This is a genomic window from Erysipelatoclostridium sp. MSK.23.31 (genome assembly GCF_019125875.1).
In the GTDB taxonomy this organism is placed as follows: domain Bacteria; phylum Bacillota_I; class Bacilli_A; order Erysipelotrichales; family Coprobacillaceae; genus Thomasclavelia; species Thomasclavelia ramosa.
Genome location: NZ_JAHOCB010000049.1, coordinates 1 through 21,803 on the forward strand (window position 1 = coordinate 1; position 21,803 = coordinate 21,803).

The window sequence follows — 21,803 nt, forward strand, 5'->3', positions numbered from 1 at the left end:
TTCTACAGAAGCATAAAAAGATTTTAAATCTATAGCCATATATATCCTGTTTCCTTCACTCAACATTCTCACCTCAACTGCCTTTAATTTAATTATTAACACATCATTAGTAATTAAACCGATTATAAAACGATTATAAAATTTAAAAGTGCGTAATTCAACGAACTACACACTCAAACATTAATTATTTACTTTTAACTGGCAAATTAAGGTTTTCATATTTAATCAATACAACTGCTATGCGGAGTATATCCTGCATCTACTGCTTCATTTTCACTACCAAAATATGTACGATTTTCCTCCTTAGGAAGAGAACCACAGTCATTATCGTGATATACTTTGGTATTCTTATTCCCTATTACTGCTCCAGAATTATGAGTCTCTTTATCTTTAACTACACCATCTACAATCTGACCGTTTCCGCTGCTTGTTCCATCCTGGTAATTGATTGTAATATCAGGCTGAACATTATAGACAAATACATTAAATTCTACACCTTGACCACTGTCTTCAACTGAATAAGCTTCTATTTTAACACCTCTGGCAACCAGTTCTGTATCTTTGAAAACAGGTGTAACCCTATACAAAACATGATTATTCGTTTCTTTAACATATTCAGCTACTTCATTTTCAAACGGAAGCATACCCTCTACATTAAAATATCTTGTTCCCGTGATCAGGTTCTTTTCATTGGCATTTTCACCTGCCAGTTGAAATCCAATCAAATGTGATCTATTGTATAAATATTTTCCATCAACTGAATCATATTTAGCAAGCTGCCATCCAGATGGTTTTATCATTCCAATTGAGCCTCTCTTTTCAGTCGGTATTAATTCCTTACATATATTTGCATATGCAACACCGCAGCGCCCTAATTCGTCTAAATCAGTATACAGTTCAAAAGCATCTGTTCGTTTTTTATCTTCATCACTGAATTCTGCTTTATTTCCATTAACTTCTACATAAATTTTATCTGTGTAATCTGGTATATTTTCAGTTATTAACTGTGTCTTATCATTAGTATTATTAGTACCTGCAGGCTCAGATTCAGCTGTTGAACAGCCAGATAGTGTTACAACCAGTATCAGATTAATAATTATTAGTATTACTTTTTTCACTAGAAATGTACCCTCCATTTTTACAATAAAATCAGCCATTTTGGCTTAGTCATTATCATTTAAATACCAAGTTCTTTTTTTATTCCATCCTGGAGTATTTTAGAAAAATTAAGTTTCTTTTTCATTCCAGCTTCATTAAGCCATGAGGGAATTGTCACAGTTTTCTTTACACTTTTACTGGACGATTCCTTCACAACTTTTTCTATATCAATTTTGATTAATGCTATACACTGATTCTCTTCAAGGTTTATATTCTTTATTTCTGAAGGCTTTGGTGCTCCCTCAAATAAATCTTCTATATAATCTTCTAAAACCAGTTCAGCAGCTTCAGTAGCATAACGATATGCATCTTGGGTATTATCAGCACAACTTATTGCACTTGGCAGATCAGGAAAAGTAATATTAATTGCACCTTCTTCATCAAACTCAAATACTGCAGGATAAATAATTTCTTTTATCATTAAAACTCCTCCTTATCTATTTTATGGTGAGACTACTTTAATAGTCCCGCTTGTTTTAAAATCGCACGCTCAGTCCCTTTTGACAAATCTTTTCTATGCATTGGTACAGTAGTCTGTTTTCCAATTTCATAGTTAATCATCATTAAATGAGAACCTTTCTGCCTAATTTCAACAAAACCGTTTTTCTTCAGAAGTCTCACCATTTCTTTTGGTGTCATAGGCATAACAATACCTCCCACCAGTTATATTTTAACACGTATTTATACGTGTAGTCAATTATATTGTTAAGTATTTCCATATTATTATACCTCCAGATTTGATAACAGCTTATACTTTTCACCGTTTTTAGGATTTGTATATATTCTATCTGAAGAAGCATTACATGTCTGCGAATACTTAGATACAAGGATGCCTATATCATCGTATCCCGCCTCATTGATTTTATTCAGGACAGTTTTAAACTGGCCGTCTGTCTGCGCTACAAAAAGTACCCTTTGAGCCATAGCCGATATATCAAAATGTTTTACATATGTGCCTTCAGCAATTGCATTTTCATAAGATCTGATTTTTGATTTAAATCTTTTTAGGCTTGCATATGACCTTTCGATTTCTATAAAAACAACTATATATCTTTCCTTCGGAGACATCAGATACTCTGCTTTTGGTCTAAACAAAATAACAGCATCCGGCATATTTCCAGTTCCCTTTATAAATCCTTCTTTTTCATTATAAATTTCTGCAACTTCAAACTTGCTTTCGCTGTTCTTGAATTCATAATCCAGAGAATCACATACCATAGCAACCTGACACTGGTGATACATGCGGTAACTGCTGGCATTTTTCAATGCCTTTAAATTAGTTTCAACTTCAGCACCTAAATCTTTCATGATTTCGACCCCTTTAGCACCCAAAGAAACTATTTTGTACCCCTTCATTTTTTTTACGGTATATTCAGGCGGTATAAATGTTTCTATTATACTAAGATATCTATATTTAGCAAGTTGTGTGATTCTTTCATTTACTGTTCTTTTTTTACAGTCTGTCTTATAAAATTTATATATGTAAATCATATCTACAAAATTGTGTTTTCCAATTTTTCTCATCAGTTCAATATCTTCTGTATCTAATTTCGGTCTGTTAATATTACCCATAAACTTATCCTCCATAATCATTTTATAAACAGCGGTATAAATGCAAGTACTGTAATTACAACATACAGTAAAGAAATCACCGCATTTATTTCATAATATAAACTTTTTGAATGCCATTCATTTTTATTTTCGTTCTTCTTGTATACCGGCCGTGTATATCTGTATATAAGTATACCCGCCAGTAACGCCATTATTGAAGCGGCTCCGTTTTGGCCAAAACTTCTCACCACTATATCAAGCACACTCATAACCGCATTCTGCATTATCAGCAGATAAGTACTTGGTGTTCCAAAAAGCCTGGCACTTAGCATGATCATAAATTTGAAATAGCCGTATAAAGACAAAACTGCAAAAATGAGAATAAATGGTTTTCTGTACTTATACGGTATGATTTTTATCAGTTTATTTTTCAGTATATACTTTATGTAGTCAATATTTAATCTTCCCACATCATCATTCCTCCTTTTACATCATCGCTTGCTTCTGCAGGAATCAGTGAATCCCCCTCATCAAGCAGTTCCTTCTCGTATTCTTCCAGTTCCAGATTTTTAAAATGCTTTCTGTACACTATTTTTTCAGCTTCTTCCCTGCTCAAAAAATCTCTTGCCATCAGCTTATGAGCAAACCTGCGATTCTTATTCAAGTTTTCCTGTACTTCAGTAATGTTTTTATGATCAACCAGTCTGCCTTCAGTATAACGATACGGAGGCTTAACTTTGATCAGAATACTTTGTTCTTTTCCTTTTTCTTCACTCGATAAATACCCTACAAATGTCGGCAGATTCATCAGATCATTTTTGCTTACATCCTGTGAAGGAATATTTCTCTGCAGAGTCATCGCTGCGGTTTCCTTTTGTTTGAAAGAAATAAACGTATTTATATTCCCCATCAGCTGTTTTAAATAATCCGGATCAAACTGTTCAATAAACTGTGTAATTAAAAACAGCCCCAGTCCTCCTTTACGTGACTTGGCTCCAATTTTGGGAAAGATGGGCATCTGTACATCATGTGCTTCATCTATAAAAAGAAGATGAAGCATAGAAAAATCGGGACGGGCTAACGACGTCAAATAATACTGTGTTGTCAGGTATCCGCAGATCACTTTAATATCAAATTTGCTCAAACCCTTTAAATTAAACAGAATAATATATCCTTCATCCATCCATTTTCGAATATCCTTTACACAGTCAAATTTATTTGGAAGGCCAAACATCAGCTTTTTCTGCCGAGTATTTTTAAAAGGATCCAGCCGGTTTAAAATCGGATCTGAGACAGACTGGTTAAATCTTGTATTCTTAAGAAAATTAATCTCATCTGCAGCATAGATATCTTTAGACAGCCTCTTTATTAATTCCTGCCTGAAAGTATCATCATTAGTATTAAAAATCTCCTGCATATCAAAAACAGAATGATCCTCACTGTCCTCTAAAAGAGCTTTTAAAGCACTGGACATCATACGATCAACCTGAATAGTATTCTGATCACCATACAGCGATTTGAAAAAATCTAATGTTTCCGTCGGATCAGATACATTTGAATTCAGCAGCGAGACAGGAAATATATAATCATCAATAGACAGATCAATATATCTTACCTTTTTCAGCAGCTGTTCAACATCATGCCCATCATCTCTTAACTTCAAAATTTTGTCTATAACACCTAAGGCACTGGATTCAAGCGGATCAAAAAGAGTAAATCCCGGTGCATTTAGATTTTTTAATTTATTCAGAAGTAACACATCTATCATTTCTTCAACTTCCGATGATTTCCCTGACCCGGTTGAACCCGATATAATACCATGCTTTCTTGCCTGATTCAGATCCAAAAACACTTTTCTGTCTTTTTGAACCGGATGATAATTTTTACCTACATAGATACCTTCCTTATACTCATCTTCATTCAAGGTAATCTGTCCAGGAAATAAATAATTGATTCTTTTAATAGTATCTTCATCTTTTCTAAATAATGTCGGGAGCTGAAAAATATTTGCAAACTCACTTCCGGATAATCTTATCGGCATAAACTTATTTTTAAACTTGACACTAAGCCGTCTTTCATCAGCTGTCAACGAACAGATACTGCCTGCAATATTCATAACATTGGTTCTCGAATATTTACTGTCGCCGCTTACCTGAATAAGAGCTTCAATCTCTACATCTGTTCCACCTCTTCCAAATCTGAAATTATTCTTTTCCTTTAATGAAATATCTGTAACTCTAAACCCTATAACTATTCTTGTTCTTGGCTGAAGCATAGCCAGTATATTCATGAACACCGTGTCATTTGTAAATGCAGAAAGTTTCTTATTTTTCCCTCCTGCTGATTCATAATCATACAGCGTATCAACTACGCTGTACTCCTTCAATACTGCATTTGATTTAAAAACAACAGCTTTATTAGCAAGCCAGACAGTTACAGCATTTACAGCTGCATCCTGATTCACAGAATCACTGATCCACAAATAGAAATTGATTCTGTTATCTTTATCACAGTCGATTATATATTTATAATTAAAGGCACCTGCAAATATATTTTTTAATGTAAGTTTCTCTCTTGCAGATCCTATATTCTTAAAAAGCATAATCGTATTTTCAAGACTGAACTGATAATCTCTTTTTGGAATAATTTGATAATACATATTTTTCTCTCTCCTGTTCTGTTCAAAAAAATGTACCAGTAACTGGTACATTTTAAAAACTGATTTATATAATATATTTATTTTGTATTTTAAATATATATTTTTTCTTTATTGATAATATTGTTTTATTAAAGTATTAATGGTCTAATATGGCTGTTTACTGCTTTGAGCCGATAAGGTTTTGTCCATAAGAGTTTAATAAGGATTAAAACGATAGTAATCGAGGAATTTTTTACTTTTTTGAAAAACAAAAAAGCTATATATATCAACAGTTTTGAGCGAAAAAACTATGGTTACAGCTATGGTATATCTCCCATAGTAAAACCATAGCAAAAACCATAGTTAAAACCATAGTTTTTATCACTTTTTATCGCCTTGATAATTTTATATTTCCAGACTGGAAATTACAGTTAAAACTCACGCCTCGGCCATTATCAAAATCATTACAATACCATACCATTACCATAGTAATACCATAGTAATGGCATAGTTGCGCTTTGCCTCACTCCTGCCACCTTTATAAATACAGTCTATCTTATCACTATATAAAAATGTACCAGTGACTGGTACATTTCATCCGTAAAAATCATCAACTAATAAACTTGCACCGTATCCAAAAAACAATAATTAAGTTCCGTCATAAAATAAAAAAGAACGTGTCAACGTCCTTTTTCCCAGTTTAGCCCAGACATTATTCTCATCTTAGTTGATTGTCAAATATACCTTATCAAATAACAAATAAGCAATACTTTAATTTTTCATCTAATAATATTTTATTCGGAACTTCTTGATATTCATATTCTTTTTAGTCACTTATTCTGTTTTGAAAAATTCCTCCTGTATAAATAAGCAACTATAAATAATATCTCCAGTATTCCTAATCCTAAAATATTTTCAAAAACATTACCTGCATTTAGTTTTAAAAACAATACAGCTGCCACAGACAGCAACAGCAACACTGACATACCGGCTATATTTATTAATAAAACATTATCATATTTCTTTTGAACTACTGAAACACATAAAATTATTATAATTAACAGTATACATGCATACGTCAGATAACTAAAAACACTCTGCACTTTGCTATACTTCATTTGTTCCATGATTTGCGATTGGGTTAGCTCTACACTATTTGAAACATTTTTTTTGAGTAGTTCAATTATAATATGAATCATTTGAAACAGAACTAAACATACTGTATTTATTATACAGAACTTTGTAACAATAGACTTTTCCATAGATTAGACCTTAAGTGTATATGAACGTGAACAATGCCCAAAATTCCACGTGAAAGCCGGCAAGTATGGTGGATCATATGTAGCTTCAACATCATAATCACATGTAAACTTAACAGACAGCCTTCCCACTTTTTCCTTTCCAGTTGAAGCATTAAACCATCTTGGTGTAAAAGCACTACCCCATGAGCCAAAATCTACATTCAGCTGAGGATTTGAGATTGATGTTATATTTCCAGTGCTGGGATTATATGTAAACTTGCAGTAAAGAATAGTTGTCCATTCTTTTTTATTTCCTTTAACAGTTTTAGTTTCATATGATTTAAAAGTTTTTGATTTGGTTGTACTTGCCCTTGTAACAGGCATATCAATCTCATGAGTAATATCATATCCATAATACTCTATATCATTACTAATAATCAGCAGTTCATTATTTGAATACATATCACGATACCTATCAAAAAATTCTTTGGTCACATCCTGATTTCCCATAAATACTGTTACGTTAGTCTCGTCACTGAAACATTCATCCATGAACTCCTTAAACAGCTGCGAAACATCACTAGCAGCATTTACTGTAGAAACAGCAAATAATCCAATTGATAAAATCGCCACTAGACAACTGATAAATAACTTCTTCATAATTTTCCCTCCATTTCATCATCTGTGCTATCTGTAGTATAACAAAGTATATTTATATTATAAGTATATCATTTGTTAATATTACTATCATTAAATATAATAAGAATTCAATCATAGTCCCAATATAATATTACTCTTGGAATTTTCAGCGTTAAATGATAAAGAAGCCGGTATTTCTACACAATCACTCTCAATAAAAAATGTACCAGTCACTGGTACATTCCCTTTATAAAAATAATTAACAATTTTTAAACAGATACCGTATCAGTATTTGTAAAAAAATGTATCCGTGATATAATAATACAGGCTGTCTTACCTCCAACCACCGGAAGGAGGTGACTGCCGTGGAGGTACTAGAATCCATCTTAGTTTCTATCGTAGCAGGTGTAATTTGCCATTGCATCTGCAAGTGGCTTGATAGAAGATAGCATGACAGCCTGAGCACTAAAAAAGGAACGTAGCCGCGTTCCTTTTTTATTTGCCGTGGCTTAGAATCCATCTTTGCCTAAGCACATTATATAATATGCCCCGATAAATATCAAGTACACTTAAAATAAAAAATTTATTTTAAAAGTACAAATAAAATACCTTTTTCAGCATCTTTACCATTGTTCTTACAATTACTAACTGTCAGTATAAAATGTACCAGTGCCTGGTACATTTTCCCTCTAACATCTCTTTAATAAACCTTATAGACATCCCATTATAATGAATAAGACTCATAATTTTTTTAATGTTTCATATCGTACTCCATCCCCCTCACACATTGATTCTACAAAACCATTGAATCCTTGGTAAATTGTCTAATTCCTCACGATAAATTAACATTCCCATACTTAGTTCACTACTTTTAGCACCGTTACGCCCAGATGCAATTAGTCACACTTTTCATCCGATATTTTTTCTGTTACACCTTTTTTTGATAAACAGGTTGTGTAGCTGTTTATATTTAATCTAGTATCTTTAATACACGCTTTTATTTAAAAAATTCATATTTTATATTTTTCAAAAAAACACAAAGAAACAATTCATAAAAATAGAATGGTTTTTTGTGTCTTTATATATTTAATTAACTTGAAATTTTTAAATTCTTTTATAACTCACTTATTCATTAATTGAACATTTTACCTTTAATCGATTCTTTATTCTTTAATACATAATGCGCCAAAATAGTAGCACTCACACAGCCAACAATAACATAAATATCACTTGAGGTAGTATCACCTGTTTTGACAGATGTTATTTTTTCTGACTTTGTATCTGGAACAGTTTGATTATTAACACTAGTCAGTGTTTGTCTTGCAGTCCATTGCCAGACATGTTCACCATTATAAATTGGATCATTATTTGCTGTATAAATCCAAGAACTATGTCCACCTGTTTCATATGTACTTAAAATTGCACCTTTATCCTTCAATAAATTATATACCCTCAAGGCACTTTCTTCATATTTTACAGTTGTATCATCCTTAGCTTGAACAAGCCAAACCGGAGTATCGATTGCTTTTATTTCTTCGTCTGTTATTTGTCTTCCCTGACCATATGTATTTATATTTTTTTGATCGATTGCCGGACAAGTAACAACTGCCGCTGCAAACAAATCAGGATTATGAACAACCATATCTAGCGTCATATACCCCCCTGCCGAACAACCATATACATATATACGTGCAGTATCAACATTATTATTCTGAACAATATACTCAATTAAATCCTTTGCATCATTTAAATTTTCTGACCATTCATGAGGTGTTTGCGGTGCTAAAACATAGGCTCCATCAAATATTTTCTGAGCCTCATCACTAACAAAAGAAACCGCTCCTCTATTTGCTTTTAATTGCGATAAATTATTATAATGTAAACCGCGATATCCAGATTCTCCCCCACCATGAAACCAGACAATCAGTGGATGCTTTTGTCCATCATTAGCATTTTTGGGCGTATAAAACTGATATTTAAATCCATTATGTTCTCCTTCGGTAAATTTTTCAATTTCCTCATTCTTTATACCTTGATTTTGATTAAAAGTTACATTAACTGTTCTACCATCTTTCAATGGTAAGCTCTCATTCAAAGTAATCGTGTAATCTATTTTCAATAAAGAATTACACCCTTTTTCAGTTGTAAAATTAGCTGTAAAATCTAATGTCTGTTTACATGAAACTCCGCTATCTGTTACTAAATGTAAAATAATTTTTCCATCTTTTAATTCCATACTTTCAATCTTACGGTCACCTTCATATAAACCACAATGTTGTAAACCATGTTTTGAATCATCTCCAAAAAATTCTCTTTCTTGCTCAAGTGTGTATATACTTGAAGAAACAGCGTGAATGTTAAACATATCTTTATTAATTCTTGTTTCGTCAACATCTAAATTAGAAACATCCAAAATAACAGTATCAATTGCTTCTCCATCGTCATATACTGTTGACTGTAAATCAAAATTTACAGTTTCTGCTTCAATCGCATAAATTGGCGAAATCATAACTGTTGCCAGTAACAGCACACTCAATAAACCACTTAATAATTTTTTCATCTTATACATATCCTTCCTTTCTATCAATAAGTATAAGCAAAAGAAATTATTTATTATATCGAATTATTGACTTATTTATATTAGAATTGTGACTTTCTGAATTGTCCTGGGGTTTGCTTGAAGAATTTTTTGAAATGGCTTATGTATTGTGTCTCACTTGTAAAACCTATACACAGCGAAATTTCTGCAACTGTTTTTTTTGTGTTTTTCAGCAAATCTAACGATTGATTTAATCTATACTTTATTAAATATTGCTTAAATGATATTCCCAACTCCCTTTTAAACATCCTTGCAAAATATTCTCGAGAAAAACCAAAATAATTAGCCACACTATACAAATGAATATTTTCACAATAATTTTGATGAATATATTTTAAAATATCTTTTGTCTTTTCTGTTGAAATATTTCTTCTTTCCATCTGACAACAATCATACAATAAGCCTATCATCTTTAAAGTTAATGCATATATTCTAATATATTTGCTTGCACTTTCACTAACATATAATTCATATATCAATAACATATACTCTGCTAGTTTTTTATTTACCTCTCTTTTCGAAATATCAAAAAATATTTCTTCTATATTAGGTATTAAACTCTCTAAAAATAAATAATTTATCTGCATTGTATACCCAACTATTTTATCCTCACTATAGTCAAAATGTGGAATAGAAAAATGTATTTCCTTACAATTAGCTAAACTCACACCATTTTTTTCAACAACTTCATGAAATCTACCATTATAGAAGTCTACTTTTCCATCAAATACTATTGAAATTTCCAGTGCTCTATGCCAGTGTGCTTCGACTTTCTGAAATGGACTTTTTTTATGTAAGTATATTGATAATGGTAAATTATGCATTGTTTTTGTTATCTCATAATATGCAGCACCCATACTCTTCTCACTTTCGTCATCTTTTTAAATAATTATATCTCATTTTTAAAAAGTATGTGTAGTGAAAAATCCAATCATTGTTAATAATATTGTAGAGAAGCGACAAATTCATCACAAATACTATCCTAAATATTTCATTGGTATTTTAAAATTTCTAATATCACTATATTTTTTGATAGAAAAAACATTCACTAGTGTATTTAATGTACCAGCGACTGGTACATTGCATTTTTAAAGCTTATTTTGAACACTTTTATTTCTTCAACGGACGATCATATATCAAATCTTCATAAAAACCTACTTCCCACACAAAGGTTTCAAATGGTTATCTCTGACCATCATATCAGGAAGCAGTAAATCCTTCAAACGGCTCAGGCAGCTGCTAATTATCCAGACTGTTTTTTCGTGAACCTTTTTCAGTCCCTTAACCATTGTATATACGGACTGCAATTTATTTTAAAAATTCACATCATGCTGGCGAGGCAGACAGTCACCATATTCATCGATGTCTAAATTAATATCTTTTAGATATTCCACAAACTAGTCCCTCCATTGCATATTACCAATATAATTTATTTTTCTCCTGCCTCATCAAATCAAAATCGTGCTAATAGTTTCATCCTTATTATATCATTTTACAAGTGATCCTGCAGTACACCTGACTGTATACGAGGCATTGTTTCTGGATATTTCAAGTATAAACTGTGTGTTATCAGAAATAACGATCCTGATCTGATACTCTGTATAATAAAGATCATCATCCTGTATATATTCTGTTTCGCCTTTATATATATCAGCCTTAAATTTCCTTTTGCCCTCATATGCACGAATGCTGTAATCATCGTCTCCTTCTTTTTCATTTGTCTCAACGTACTTCATAACAAGCGTATTTGTTTCTTCATCATACGTACTGCTTTGATAATTCAAATTTGCATAATCAAAAAGCATAGGTTCTGTCACTTCCTGTTCCCTGTAATAGTTATTATCAGTCAAAACCTCACTTTCTTCATTTTTATAACTGCTGCTTTTCTTACTTTTCTCAGGCCTGTCAAAACAGTTAACAAGAAGCAGCATGAGGACTGCTGTTAAAATAATCTTTACAATATCTTTCTTCACTAATACAGCCTCCTGAAGCATATCGTTCTGTCCTTCCAGTGTTCACTGTAGTTGTCAATTTTTACAACATCATTGGTGCGCGGTGCATGGATCATCTTCCCTTCTCCGATATATATTGAAACATGTGAAGGTGTTGTACCGCCCTTGTTTCTTGCAAACAGGATTATATCACCCGGCCTGAGCTCTGACTGACTTATCTCGATACCTGCAACAACCAGTTCCTTAGTTGTCATGTTGCCAATATCTATCCCCGCCTGATAATACGACCAGCATACAAAGCTCGAACAGTCAAACGTGCTTAACTGCGGGTTTTTTATTTCGTTCATTGAGTGTCCGGCACCCCAGACGTATTTACACCCTATTTTCTCTTTTGCCTTTTCTACGACCTTATTTCCGCTTGAAAGCTTCTGCTGATTATAACTTTCAACTGACATGTTATCGTACACATATAGATTATATTTATCCATATGGCCAATCAGAGTTTCAGGATAATCTATATCAGTAGCCCATTTCTTTAGACATCTGGCAAATTCTTTAGGATTGCTTACTCCCTCAACCGGATAGCTGCTGCTTGAATTTAACAGTCGGCTTCGATCTTCAATCGATTCAGTATATGAATCGTATGCTCGAAATGTTGCCCTTATCTGATACGACGAACCATCCGGTCTCTGTTCACTGGTAAAAAGTGTACATGTCTTTCCAGTCCAGTTTTTCCCTGCCTTGATGCCAAACAGGTTATGGTATGTATATGCCAGACCCGAAAGACCCGAATTTTTTCCAGTAGATTCCTGAATGATCTGCGCCAGTGTAACGGATGCAGGATGCTTATATTTCTCCTGGCACTGCAGACTTGCAATCACCATTTCCTCTTTAATACACTGAGGAAGTCCTGAAACCGTAATATCTCCGTTCCCGCTTGATGAATTACCGTCAACAAGCATAAAAATAAATATAATTACTATTAAAACCGACACAACCATAGGTGCAAGAAAAATACCGAATATCACTTTTCTAGGTTTCATCATCTTCCTCGATCAGTTCATTTAAAAAACTGTCAATCTCATCTTTCTGCTCTTCTGTAACCTTTTCATCATGTTCAGCAGTCTCATCTGATGCATCTGTACTGTTCGACACTCTATCTTCTTCCGGTAATTTTCTATATTCCTCATCCCTGGATACTTCATCACTTTCACCATCCAGAACATCATCTTCTCTATCGCAGGAATCATTCAGATCACTATTATCTGTAGATGAGATTGAGCTTTTTTCATCATCTGTTTCACTTTCATGATTCAAACCGTCTTTATCATCAGTCTCGCTCAGCTCATTCCTGTTTCCAGGTGATGACTCGTCACTGTCAGGAGCATCTTCTTCATTTTCAGCATCGATGCCGTCAAACTCCTTATCCACATCAAACACATCAGTATCCTCATCTTCAGCTGAGCCTTCATTTCCTTCATCACTTTCATCGTCTGAACTTTCCTTATCTGCAAGTTCGTCATTTTCCTTTACACTTGAAACTGAATCTTCACTATAAGTGTCCATGTCCTCATCTGTTGAATCACTCGCTGCTTCTCTTTCAGCCTTTTCTTTTGCAACCCGTTCTTTATGGTTGCTGTAGACATCTCCCGGTGCGATGTCACCGTTTAAAATAGCTTTGCCAGCATCAATAATCGTCGAGTCAGATGAAATGCCAAGATCATTGGTTATCTTCTGCCAGATTTCCTGCCAGTGATTAAGCAGATACCACATAGCGTACACTGCTACGATATCAAAAATAAGCAGAAACAGAAGCGACTTTGCCACGATACCATTAATAAATATCATCATAAATGACAGAAACATATTAAAGGCAAGTGTCACAAAAATAAACATGATTGTCCACTTCATCCTTGCCATAAACCATGAACTTGCTACCCGCATTTCATTTTTAAACAGCATAAATACCAGTCCGTAAACCGATACATTAAGACTGACCTCTTTGGCCAGAGAAAAACCAAACAGGAGCACACACGCTCCCCCGATTACCAGAGCTGTAAGAAGTCTGTGAACAAGAAAAATAAATGACTCGCCTAAAATAATCAGGCACTGTGCCCCGCTGTATCCGATCTGATCATTACCGTTCTTCTGTCTTTCAATTCTTGCATTTTCTGTAGAAGGATTGTCAAGCAGATCCTGAAGCCTTTCCTCGCCGGTTTTAACTGCCGTCCAGTCCTTTCCTTTATATGTTCCTTTATATTCACTTGGAATCTGATCCGCACTGGTTACCCCGAAATGTCTCAGCGTGAACCCCTGCTTCTGCAGTATATCAAATATCATGCTTTTTACATTTATTTCAACAGGCAGATCGGAACTTTCATACTGATCATCGACAAGGTTAAAACTCGTTGAAATAGACTGATTCACAAGTGTATCGACATAACTGACTACATTTCTTCCGCTTTGAGCAATCGTAATTATCACTATGCATGAAACAACCACCTGTATAACTGTGGAAATTATCGTTTTATATGTAAGCACCCGTTTCGTAGATCCTAACAGTTTTTTTATTACTGCGACGAGCCCAAAAAGTACAATTATCTTATAAAACCAGCTGCTTGTATCCGACCAATCAAAAATCGCCTTATCAAAAGTATTAAAAATTGTTGCTACTGTTGTTTTCCAGAAACTGCTGCTTGCAAGATTATAAGCAATTAGAACCATCAGCGACATTAACCCTCCGATAGATTCAATAATATTTATAACGATCCCTAATGCATGCATCAGTATCGTATCAGGATCTACTAAAGACAGATCATATGAAAGAGCAGTTATCATGCTGTTGGAAAAATTCTTAACATAATCCATATCTGCCTCTTTTTCCCTGGTAGTCGTATCAATCGACATAATCGCTGATGAATAAAAATTTGATGTATTTAACCTGACATCGTCACTTTCTGTTTCACGCCCTTCATCAAGCTCCTCTGTCGTTGTTTCATCTGGGGGTTCTGCCACAACCGGTTTAATATTTACTGTTGCCGTGACAGTAAAAAACACCGCAAGAACAAGTATTATCGTTCTAAGTTTTAACTTTCTAATCATCATACAGGCCTCCCGTTTCTTTCTTATTTAAAAATGTACCAGTGACTGGTACATTTTTATCATCCGTATCCAGTTGTTCCTGATTAGATTCTTCTTCATCTTTAAGTGTCCTGAATATCTCTGCAAAACACCGGGGTATCTTGTTTTTGGTCAGACACTTGCGGTTGTTGTAATCCTGCATTAAGAAATTATATTTCTTTTCCTCAGTAACCCCTTCATCCTGAGTATGATCAATCAACGCTCCTCTAACTGCTGGATGATTTGATAATTTCATTTCCTCTAAAATAAATTCAATTTCTTTAGATGATTTCAGACTGCCTACAAAAATCTCACCGACATTATTTAAAATCGCATCACTTATTGATGACAGCTCCTGAGTTATTAAAAACGGATGTGTCTGAAGTGTTCTGGCCTGACGTACTACATTGTCGACCACTTCTTCCCCGCCGGGGGTTTTCTGATACACTTTATATTCATCAAACACAACTATTGTTTCCTGTTTTGAAAAACGTTTCATAAAACCGTCAATTATCCCCTGTACTCTGGAAAACAGCATCGCAAAGATCGCATTATCAAGCCTGTTTGGATCGTTTTCCATTTTTTCACCGGCAGTTGACGGCATCTTTTCAAAGGTTATAAGATTGTACGGCTTTGTAAGATTGAATGCACTGTCATATCTGCTTTCCTGAGTTGCAAAAAACAGCCGCATGGTCGAATCATTCGCAAGTGTCATAACCTGTTCAGCTGTTGTTTTATCGTATTTGACAAGTTTTTCTGAAATAAGATATGTAAGTGTCTTCTGGTGTATTATCCTGTTTTCATAATCTTTAAGCATATCATAATGCGCTTTTTCTATTGCACGAAAGTTTGTATCAATACTTAGTCCCAGTACATTAAGCATACTGTCTATATCTCTCATCGCTTGGCCAAGTGCTTCTCTGTCGTCATTCTGGTTCATCAGGTACGGATCAAACATACCGGACGAGCAGTCTTTAGAGCCGATTTTTAAGTGAGCAGCGTTATCGCCAAGAAGCTTGATTTTTTTCTCGCGATCCCCTTTTGGATCCACTGTCAGTACCTTCATTCCTTTGAAAATCATATTCTGGAAAGCCTCTAAATCTGCCAGCTGTGTCTTGCCTGCACCAGTTTCACCGACAAAGACAATAGCCGGAGCACTTGTTTTTGTTTTTCCAAGCAGCGGTTTTGAAATATCGTGAAAGATTGGTATTCCTCCCGGTACCGTATAGCTTATGATCATTCCTTCTTCTTCATCGCCGATATACAGCCCTCCTAAAAAATTATATCTTGCAAAAAATCTTAGATCAGTCGTATTGATATAATTAGAAAAACTGATTCTGTATGGAAAAAGATTATTGGCCATAGATATCTGCGCCCCTATTTCATTTGTCAGGAGTATTCTTTTCGACTCAAACTTTGCTCTTAAAAATTCACTTCTTTTATTAAGCATATCGATCTGATTAGCTCTGAGCCTTATAAACATCTGAAACTTTATCTTAGACCCTTCAATAGCGGGATCAACTTCTTCTCCTGCTTTTGCAATAAGCTCTGCCTTTGACATTTCCCTGTCTTTTGCATCTGCCAGTGAATCATATCTCTTCTGATCCTTTTTTATTTTCTCTTTTTTAACTTTCATATTTTTCTTGAACTCTGAAGTCTGTTCAAGATCAAACTTAATAAAAAGATCCGACGGATAAGATTCAAGCTGTAAACTGTTGATCACATCATCAGCTCTGTCGCCATTATCAGCTTTGAGCGTCTGAAAACTCGATACTGCGTGCGTACGACTGTACAGAGTTTTCCACACTGATGATCCTGCCTGTTTATAAGTATATTTGATCTCAGAAGGATTTTCCTCTACATAATAATCAGCTATTACTTCATCAGCGGGGACAGCAGTATAATTATTAAGTGCTGTTACATCATTACTGTCCATTCTTTGAGCAGGCACTGTCTTTTTGAGCTTTTTCAGGATCTCTTTTTCTACTGTTTTGTACAGCTCCAGTTCCTGCTTTGACAGAGGCCGGTTTTCACTTCGAAAAAGTTTTAAGGGAATCTTCTTCTTTATTTCATCCCTGCCGTCACAGAAAACAAAATATATTTCATAACGGTACCTTACTGCTGAAGATAGAATTTCCTTTAACGATTTAATGTAATCCTTTGCCAGATGCATCAGTGCCGGATTTCCGTGATCTTTAAAATTATCTGTATAAGCCTTATATATCTTATTATTGTCTATTTTTGTAGGCTTGATGATAATTCCACCCGGCATATTGACATCCTGTATGACCTTGACCATGTCATCGATCAACGTAGCACACTGGCTTTCTGAGGCAAACAGAGAATTAATCGGCCTGATCCGGTAATAATAACTGACTACATCTTCGTGATATAAAATATTATCGTATCCGTGTACTATTCCTACATGCATTTACATAAACAGCTCCTTTCGTCTTAGGTCTTATATAACGTTTAATGCCTTTAGAATCATATACATACCTGTATTTTTTTATGTTCAGATAATAAAATTCCTTCAGCTTTGTTCTTCCTGTCTCATTATTTATCTCATTGCTGTATATCACAGCGGTAACAACCGCACATGCTGCTAAAGCTGCGGCTATAAAGTAACTAACACTTCCAAAAATAAAGGACAAAGGAAATCCTATAACCGCCGTTACTGTAAAAAAACCCAGAACCGCGGAAAAAAGTGTTGTATACCCTTTTACCTCTATCCCGACATAAGGTATATATACTTTACCTTTGTGTGTTTCAGCAAGTGTATAGTTGTATGCTGATCTGGCCATTATAACGGTATCCCAAGTACTTCACGGAAGAACGTTTTAATCAGATTAATCAGCCACATAAGCGGTGTGGTTACCCATCCGATAACAGTAGAGGCATCATTTGCCATTATCACGCAGAAAATAACAAGTACTACAAATCCCTCTATAACTTCATCCAGCATGCTCAATGCCTTTCCCGTACGTTTCCATGATGCCATTGCACTTTTAATAATAAGGAACATAATTCCCAAAAAGATAATAATGATAAATACTCTCCATAAAAATCGACCAAATTCTGTATTTAAAAGATTCATTAATTAATATACCTCCATAACTTTGACTTTGTTTTTTTCTATATCGATCTCAAAATGATATTTTAAAATCATCTGCATTTCTGAAACCGTCTGTTTAAGCGTACAGTTTACATAGTATGTGTCTTCACTCTTTGTAACATCACTCATACCGTTAAGCTCCAGTGAAGTGTTGTCATCGAGCGGCAGCAGTCTGTCCGGCTCTAAAAACAACAGCCTTGCCTGTGTGATATCATCATTGTACGTTTTTAAAAACAGTTCAATTGTATTTTTAACATCACTCTTTGTTTCCTCATCCACAGATTCAGAGCCCTTGTCAGGATCGTAGCCGTATGAATCCAGGACATCTTTGTCTTTTACAGCTTCAGCTTCATTCTTAATATTTGTAACCGGTCGTATGACCTTGTATTTATCACCGTTTTTACCAACTGTGATTTTATTAAACATAGTATTAACAGCAGTCTCGCTGTCTTTGACCTTCACATCATAAGTGCATTTTATATAGTAGCTGTAGATCTGATTTATACTGTCGAGCTTTTCAGTGTTATAGATGGTTACGGATCTGACATCAACCGATTCTACATCACTAGCATATTCATAACTGTACGCATCATCTGAAAGCGTAAAATTCTTTAAACGCTCCTTTGTTTCATCGCTTCTGGGATAGCTGTAATAGTCTGTAATATACGCACTTACAAACGCCTGATCTTTCAGTTCGGTATAACTGTTTTCTTCTCCTGTATCAAACAGTGCCTTATACCCTCCTGCAACTCCAAAAAACAGTACCAGGATCACCAGTATCCTTTTGATCATCGCTTTTCGCTTTATAGATCTGACCAGCCTTATTTTTCTTTCCTGCAGCTCTTCAAGAGATACCTCCTCTTCTTTTTCATCGTCTGCCCTGTTTTTAAGAAACTTTTTTAACAGCACCGATAAATTCACCTCCAATCTCTCTAACTTTATTTACATAGCTTTTACAGATTGCAGTTATGTCAGAATCATTCAGCTTTCTAAAGCACGTCTCATCATATATTTCATATATTTCAGGAAACATTTCCTGCATGTCATCATCTCCTTCTCTAAAGCATACAAGAATATTTATCTGCACAAGACTGTTGGACAGCACTGTCCTTTCAAAGCGGTTTAGATAATCTGCTATCCTTCTTTCATATGAGCGGGGATAAGATTTTTTAAACCCGCCAAACAGTCTTAAATATTCATTTTTCACCATCATAATCTCCTTTCCAAAACGTACCAGTGACTGGTACATTTTATTTAAATGTAACGATATATCCTGCTGCAGTTCCTGACGAGTCGCTGTAAGGACTGCAGTACCATGTATGACCGGACGGACAGTTATTCTGTCCATAGCTTTTTGCATTTCTTTCAGCCGCTGCAATAGAGCCGTATTCACTAAACAGAAATATTTTTGATGGCGGCAGTACTGATGGAACCGGCTGACCGGGATTATTCGCTGTCTCATCTTTCTTACTTTCTTTCCTGTTTTCTTTCTTCGAATCGCCGCCTGATTCCTCCTTTTTTGTACGGGTATCATCCCTCTTCGATATATCCTGACTGTTTTCCGTTGCTTTCGCATTAACTTTTAGTTTCAAAACAGCCTCTGCCTTATTTTTATGTCTGTCACTGACAGTATAGATGACTTCATATTCTCCAGGTTTAAGCTCATCAGGAGCGTCGATTTCAGCCTCCAGAGAACCTTCTGCTTCATCGTACGCTTCCTTTACAAAAGAATTAAAATCTATACTGTCACCCTCTGTTATTTCCACATAGTCCGCTGTAAGAGTAAGTACAGGTTTAGTTGGATCAGCAAATTTTAATTTCAAAACAAATTCTTTCCTGTTTCCCCAGCTGTCTTTTGCAATATAGATATATGTATGCTCTCCAACAGTTGTCGCCTCAATGAGGGGAAATTCAATATCATCAGCGTTGGTTTTTTTAATAAAGCTGACCGGATCTATTTTCACACCCAGCTCATACTCATCTTCAGCTGTTTTAAATTCAAGGTATATATCCCTGTATGCCTCACTCTTCTGTTCTGTGTAATACCAGATTCCAAAAATCCCTGAAAGCAGCAGAATGCATACAGCCGAAAAAATCATATTTCTTTTTACAATGTCTGTCATAGCATAAAATCCGGATCACCTGGATCATCGTCAATTGCCTTGATAAATGCTGCCACAGCAGATTCATCGTCATACCCGTCAAACACATCACCGTACTGTCTTCCGTTTTTATACGGGGCATATGATATATTTCCCCAGCAGTCTATGCCTCTTATAAGTTCATATCCCCTGTACGTGCATATCTTTTTAGGCTGTTCTTTTATTACCTCGATCAGAGTATCAATGTATTCAGGTTCCATGAAACTGCCATGACCGGCTCTTCTTTCAGTTTTTTTCAGTAACTCCATATCAAAATTATCATGAATGAGATGCCAGTATCTGCTGTAAAGCTCATCTGTTTCATTGTCATTATTTATCCCTGTCCTTTCAGACTCTTCACACAGCTGCCTGTGCTCCTTTAAAAGTACCCGGCATTCATCAAGAATTAATTTCTGTTCATTAGTTAAATCATCCATACTGCTTTTACCTCCATTTTTTGTACCAGTCACTGGTACATTTTATAAAATAAGAGAATCAGCACTTTAATTGCCGATTCTCCCAAAATCACTTATATGAGTTATCACACATAAGTTCTTTAAATTCATAGATTTCATCAAGGGTAAGCCACTGTGGTTTCGAATCTTCGTCAAAACTGTTATAAAGAGCTACCATATATTCAATTTGCAGCTGTTCATCGCCTGCCCAGAGTTCCCTTGCATTTCTACCCCCGTTGCCAAGATAGTACTCACAGTCAGTGCGCATCCTGTCAAGCAGCATATATCGAAATCTTTCATCTTTATTCAGAATATCATCCATAATGTTACCTCCATTTTTGTACCAGTCACTGGTACATTTTAAAATAAAAGGCTCAGGAAATTCTTCCGAGCCTTTTTTACTATGATTACTGATTATATCTTTTTCTGAAGAATTCGTACATTCCGTATGACACCATACCTAACGCACTTACTGACACTAAGGCAGCCATGGCACCTGTACTGGTATCATCTGATGTATTTACTCCTCCTGACGATGGTAAAAGTTCATCATACATAACTACATTCTGCACTTCACCTGTGTCTTTAATTTTAAAATCAATAGACTGAGCAATCTTGTATCCGTCTGGAGCGATAGTCTCAGATAACGTATATGTTTCACCAACAGTTAAGTTTTTGATAATATGAGGTTCAGATGTTGACACCCATTCATCTAAAACATTTCCGTCCTTATCTTTAACAACCAGTGTCGCTCCCGGAAGCTCTTTATTTGTTGTAATATCCTGTTTAGATACTTCAACCCGGGTAATCTCATCAATCATTTCAACAGTTAAATTTTTATCTTCATCTGTTTTAAATGTAACCGGCTCGGCTGTTGCATAACCGTCTGGACTCTTTAGTTCTGTGATAACATATTCCTGATCTTCAGCTGTACCTCTGATCATATGTGTTGTTTCATCGCCGTTGATATCGATGTTATAATATTTAGTTTCACCATTTGCCTGCATTAATAGTCTATAATCATCCCGTCCTTCATTTTTAGAAATTCTATAATATGTACTTGAATCATCTTCAATATCAACATACATATCACTTACTGTTTCACCGGCCATCAGCTTAGCTTTCATATCTTCAGTGACATCGAAAATATGTTCACCGCTTGTCCATTTATCAGTGATCTGTTTAGTTTTAGTA

22 protein-coding genes are annotated in these 21,803 nt (G+C 34.9%); all 22 read right to left on the reverse strand.

The annotated features are described in order from the left end of the window. Positions 1 to 221 precede the first annotated feature (221 nt). Positions 222 to 1,118, reverse strand: a complete 897-nt coding sequence (locus KSU54_RS16020; protein WP_226814511.1) for a DNA/RNA non-specific endonuclease — start codon at positions 1,116 to 1,118, stop codon at positions 222 to 224. Between the two features lie 59 nt (positions 1,119 to 1,177). Continuing rightward, entirely contained in the window at positions 1,178 to 1,579 is a 402-nt protein-coding gene (locus KSU54_RS16025) for a type II toxin-antitoxin system HicB family antitoxin (protein ID WP_054322161.1), read from the reverse strand. A gap of 32 nt (positions 1,580 to 1,611) precedes the next feature. Then, complete coding sequence (locus KSU54_RS16030; protein WP_008791014.1) at positions 1,612 to 1,803, reverse strand: type II toxin-antitoxin system HicA family toxin; 192 nt, start codon at positions 1,801 to 1,803, stop codon at positions 1,612 to 1,614. A 78-nt stretch (positions 1,804 to 1,881) separates the two neighbouring features. Continuing rightward, positions 1,882 to 2,730, reverse strand: coding sequence for a replication-relaxation family protein (locus KSU54_RS16035; RefSeq protein WP_117791838.1), 849 nt, complete (start codon positions 2,728 to 2,730; stop codon positions 1,882 to 1,884). Between the two features lie 17 nt (positions 2,731 to 2,747). Next, positions 2,748 to 3,179, reverse strand: coding sequence for a hypothetical protein (locus tag KSU54_RS16040; protein WP_117791839.1), 432 nt, complete (start codon positions 3,177 to 3,179; stop codon positions 2,748 to 2,750). Beyond that, positions 3,167 to 5,368, reverse strand: coding sequence for a helicase HerA domain-containing protein (locus KSU54_RS16045; RefSeq protein ID WP_117791840.1), 2,202 nt, complete (start codon positions 5,366 to 5,368; stop codon positions 3,167 to 3,169). Before KSU54_RS16045 ends, KSU54_RS16040 begins: the two co-directional genes overlap by 13 nt. 809 nt (positions 5,369 to 6,177) lie before the next feature. Then, entirely contained in the window at positions 6,178 to 6,609 is a 432-nt protein-coding gene (locus KSU54_RS16050; protein ID WP_008791010.1) for a hypothetical protein, read from the reverse strand. A 3-nt stretch (positions 6,610 to 6,612) separates the two neighbouring features. Then, positions 6,613 to 7,248 (reverse strand): hypothetical protein, encoded by a 636-nt coding sequence (locus tag KSU54_RS16055; protein ID WP_008791009.1) that lies wholly within the window; start codon positions 7,246 to 7,248, stop codon positions 6,613 to 6,615. Positions 7,249 to 8,359: 1,111 nt separating this feature from the next. Next, positions 8,360 to 9,787 carry a prolyl oligopeptidase family serine peptidase gene (locus KSU54_RS16060; protein WP_035110439.1) on the reverse strand — a complete coding sequence of 476 codons (1,428 nt, stop codon included), beginning with the start codon at positions 9,785 to 9,787 and terminating at the stop codon, positions 8,360 to 8,362. An 80-nt stretch (positions 9,788 to 9,867) separates the two neighbouring features. Next, complete coding sequence (locus KSU54_RS16065) at positions 9,868 to 10,650, reverse strand: AraC family transcriptional regulator (RefSeq protein WP_217749067.1); 783 nt, start codon at positions 10,648 to 10,650, stop codon at positions 9,868 to 9,870. 663 nt (positions 10,651 to 11,313) lie between these two features. Continuing rightward, positions 11,314 to 11,799 carry a hypothetical protein gene (locus tag KSU54_RS16070; RefSeq protein ID WP_224209029.1) on the reverse strand — a complete coding sequence of 162 codons (486 nt, stop codon included), beginning with the start codon at positions 11,797 to 11,799 and terminating at the stop codon, positions 11,314 to 11,316. Next, positions 11,799 to 12,821 (reverse strand): glucosaminidase domain-containing protein, encoded by a 1,023-nt coding sequence (locus KSU54_RS16075; protein ID WP_217749066.1) that lies wholly within the window; start codon positions 12,819 to 12,821, stop codon positions 11,799 to 11,801. The genes KSU54_RS16070 and KSU54_RS16075 overlap by 1 nt, the downstream gene beginning before the upstream one ends. Beyond that, positions 12,811 to 14,880, reverse strand: a complete 2,070-nt coding sequence (locus KSU54_RS16080; RefSeq protein WP_226814510.1) for a hypothetical protein — start codon at positions 14,878 to 14,880, stop codon at positions 12,811 to 12,813. The genes KSU54_RS16075 and KSU54_RS16080 overlap by 11 nt, the downstream gene beginning before the upstream one ends. Beyond that, entirely contained in the window at positions 14,873 to 17,170 is a 2,298-nt protein-coding gene (locus KSU54_RS16085; protein ID WP_226814509.1) for an ATP-binding protein, read from the reverse strand. The genes KSU54_RS16080 and KSU54_RS16085 overlap by 8 nt, the downstream gene beginning before the upstream one ends. A 127-nt stretch (positions 17,171 to 17,297) precedes the next feature. Continuing rightward, the gene (locus KSU54_RS16090) at positions 17,298 to 17,702 is read right to left on the reverse strand and encodes a hypothetical protein (RefSeq protein ID WP_008791001.1); all 405 of its coding nucleotides are present in this window, start codon (positions 17,700 to 17,702) and stop codon (positions 17,298 to 17,300) included. Beyond that, on the reverse strand, positions 17,702 to 17,995 hold the full coding sequence (locus KSU54_RS16095; RefSeq protein WP_008791000.1) for a hypothetical protein: 294 nt from the start codon (positions 17,993 to 17,995) through the stop codon (positions 17,702 to 17,704). The genes KSU54_RS16090 and KSU54_RS16095 overlap by 1 nt, the downstream gene beginning before the upstream one ends. Before the next feature lie 3 nt (positions 17,996 to 17,998). After that, on the reverse strand, positions 17,999 to 18,922 hold the full coding sequence (locus KSU54_RS16100; RefSeq protein WP_008790999.1) for a conjugal transfer protein: 924 nt from the start codon (positions 18,920 to 18,922) through the stop codon (positions 17,999 to 18,001). Further along, positions 18,900 to 19,223 carry a hypothetical protein gene (locus KSU54_RS16105; protein ID WP_008790998.1) on the reverse strand — a complete coding sequence of 108 codons (324 nt, stop codon included), beginning with the start codon at positions 19,221 to 19,223 and terminating at the stop codon, positions 18,900 to 18,902. Before KSU54_RS16105 ends, KSU54_RS16100 begins: the two co-directional genes overlap by 23 nt. Before the next feature lie 40 nt (positions 19,224 to 19,263). Continuing rightward, positions 19,264 to 20,136, reverse strand: a complete 873-nt coding sequence (locus tag KSU54_RS16110) for a hypothetical protein (RefSeq protein WP_008790997.1) — start codon at positions 20,134 to 20,136, stop codon at positions 19,264 to 19,266. Continuing rightward, a complete protein-coding gene (locus tag KSU54_RS16115) occupies positions 20,133 to 20,591 on the reverse strand; it encodes a hypothetical protein (RefSeq protein ID WP_008790996.1) in 459 nt (152 codons plus the stop codon). The genes KSU54_RS16110 and KSU54_RS16115 overlap by 4 nt, the downstream gene beginning before the upstream one ends. A gap of 88 nt (positions 20,592 to 20,679) precedes the next feature. Next, positions 20,680 to 20,931, reverse strand: a complete 252-nt coding sequence (locus KSU54_RS16120; RefSeq protein WP_008790995.1) for an LPD11 domain-containing protein — start codon at positions 20,929 to 20,931, stop codon at positions 20,680 to 20,682. A gap of 85 nt (positions 20,932 to 21,016) precedes the next feature. Further along, the coding region (locus tag KSU54_RS16125; protein ID WP_254879233.1) for an MSCRAMM family protein at positions 21,017 to 21,803 on the reverse strand (787 nt) is incomplete at its 5' end.

Coding starts and splice junctions, on each gene's coding strand:
- KSU54_RS16025 (WP_054322161.1), bottom strand. CDS start 1,579: ATGATAAAAGAAATTATTTATCCTGCAGTATTTGAGTTTGATGAAGAA.
- KSU54_RS16030 (WP_008791014.1), bottom strand. CDS start 1,803: ATGCCTATGACACCAAAAGAAATGGTGAGACTTCTGAAGAAAAACGGT.
- KSU54_RS16035 (WP_117791838.1), bottom strand. CDS start 2,730: ATGGGTAATATTAACAGACCGAAATTAGATACAGAAGATATTGAACTG.
- KSU54_RS16045 (WP_117791840.1), bottom strand. CDS start 5,368: ATGTATTATCAAATTATTCCAAAAAGAGATTATCAGTTCAGTCTTGAA.
- KSU54_RS16050 (WP_008791010.1), bottom strand. CDS start 6,609: ATGGAAAAGTCTATTGTTACAAAGTTCTGTATAATAAATACAGTATGT.
- KSU54_RS16055 (WP_008791009.1), bottom strand. CDS start 7,248: ATGAAGAAGTTATTTATCAGTTGTCTAGTGGCGATTTTATCAATTGGA.
- KSU54_RS16060 (WP_035110439.1), bottom strand. CDS start 9,787: ATGAAAAAATTATTAAGTGGTTTATTGAGTGTGCTGTTACTGGCAACA.
- KSU54_RS16065 (WP_217749067.1), bottom strand. CDS start 10,650: ATGCATAATTTACCATTATCAATATACTTACATAAAAAAAGTCCATTT.
- KSU54_RS16075 (WP_217749066.1), bottom strand. CDS start 12,821: ATGAAACCTAGAAAAGTGATATTCGGTATTTTTCTTGCACCTATGGTT.
- KSU54_RS16080 (WP_226814510.1), bottom strand. CDS start 14,880: ATGATTAGAAAGTTAAAACTTAGAACGATAATACTTGTTCTTGCGGTG.
- KSU54_RS16085 (WP_226814509.1), bottom strand. CDS start 17,170: ATGCCGGGTGGAATTATCATCAAGCCTACAAAAATAGACAATAATAAG.
- KSU54_RS16090 (WP_008791001.1), bottom strand. CDS start 17,702: ATGGCCAGATCAGCATACAACTATACACTTGCTGAAACACACAAAGGT.
- KSU54_RS16095 (WP_008791000.1), bottom strand. CDS start 17,995: ATGAATCTTTTAAATACAGAATTTGGTCGATTTTTATGGAGAGTATTT.
- KSU54_RS16105 (WP_008790998.1), bottom strand. CDS start 19,223: ATGGTGAAAAATGAATATTTAAGACTGTTTGGCGGGTTTAAAAAATCT.
- KSU54_RS16110 (WP_008790997.1), bottom strand. CDS start 20,136: ATGACAGACATTGTAAAAAGAAATATGATTTTTTCGGCTGTATGCATT.
- KSU54_RS16115 (WP_008790996.1), bottom strand. CDS start 20,591: ATGGATGATTTAACTAATGAACAGAAATTAATTCTTGATGAATGCCGG.
- KSU54_RS16120 (WP_008790995.1), bottom strand. CDS start 20,931: ATGGATGATATTCTGAATAAAGATGAAAGATTTCGATATATGCTGCTT.